The 1,257-nt window shown below is 72.6% G+C and carries 1 protein-coding gene; it reads right to left on the bottom strand.

Annotated features, from left to right (window positions below; translation table 11 throughout):
- On the bottom strand, window positions 1-1,082 hold a 1,082-nt coding region (locus H5J29_RS33250), incomplete at its 3' end, for a potassium channel family protein (RefSeq protein WP_181784845.1).
- Window positions 1,083-1,257: the final 175 nt, after the last annotated feature.

Genomic DNA, 1,257 nt, shown 5'->3' on the forward strand with positions numbered 1-1,257 from the left:
CGCCGAGCGGTTCGCCCCGGACCTGCTCGGTCCTCGTCCGCAGGCGTGGCCTTGCGGACGTAGAGCAGGCGGTCGCCGCGCTCGAGGGCGTCGACGGCGGAGGCGTCGACGCGGTACAGCTTCTCGTCGCGGACCACCCCCAGGACGATGTCCGCCAGGTGCCGCGGTGAGCCGCCGACCTCGTCCGGCTCGACCGCGCGCTCGCTGATCGCGAACCCGGCCTCCGGGGTCAGCAGGTCCTCGATCACCTCGACGACGCTCGGCGTGCGGGTCGCGACGCCGAGCAGCCTGCCCGCCGTCTCCGCCGAGACGATCACCGAGTCGGCCCCGGACTGGCGCACCAGGTGCACGTTCTCCGACTCCCGCACCGCGGCGACGATCCGGGTCTTCGGGGCCAGCTCCCGTGCCGTCAGCGTGACGAGAACGGTGGTGTCGTCCCGGTTCGTGGCCACGATGATCGCCGTGGCGTGGTGCGCCCCCGCGATCCGGAGCACGGCCGATCGGGTCGCGTTTCCCGTCACGGTGACGAGACCGAGCGCCGAGGCCGCGTCGAGCTGGGTCCGGTCGGTGTCGACGACCACGATCTGCTCCGGCTCGACGCCGTCCCCCAGCAGCGTCTCGACGGCGGCACGGCCCTTCGTCCCGTACCCGACGATGACGGTGTGGTGGCGCACGCGTTGCCTCCAACGCTGGATCCGGAACGACTGCCGGGAGCGCTCGGTGAGCAGCTCCACGGTGGTGCCGACGAGGACGATCAGGAAGAGCAGCCGCAGCGGGGTGATCACCACGGTGGTGAGCAGCCGCGCGGTGGCGGTGAACGGGACGATGTCGCCGTAGCCGGTCGTGGAGAGCGAGACCGTGGCGTAGTAGAGGGCGTCGTTGAACGAGATGTCGCCCTCGCCGTTGTTGTCGACGTACCCGTCCCGCCCGATGTAGACGATCAGCGCCGCGGCGAGCAGCGCCCCGAACGCGACGGCCACCCGCTTCAGCAGCGCGACCAGCGGACGCTCGGGATTGTCGGGCATGCGGAGGGCGCCGATCACCTGCGGATCGACGGTCGGACGGCGGGGCCGGTCACGCATCGCCGCGGAGCCTAGGGCACCGATGCTGATCTCGGCGACGCGGCACGGCAGGATCTCCACGGTGACCGCCGCACGCCCGCTCGCCGCCCTGCTCGGGACCGCCGCCCTCGGCCACGTGCTGTACCCCGGCACCTTCGACGCGATCGTCCCCCGGTGGCTGCCCGGCTCCGCCCGG

Origin of the sequence: Pseudonocardia pini, from assembly GCF_013870575.1 — a bacterium.
Lineage (GTDB): Bacteria > Actinomycetota > Actinomycetes > Mycobacteriales > Pseudonocardiaceae > Pseudonocardia > Pseudonocardia pini.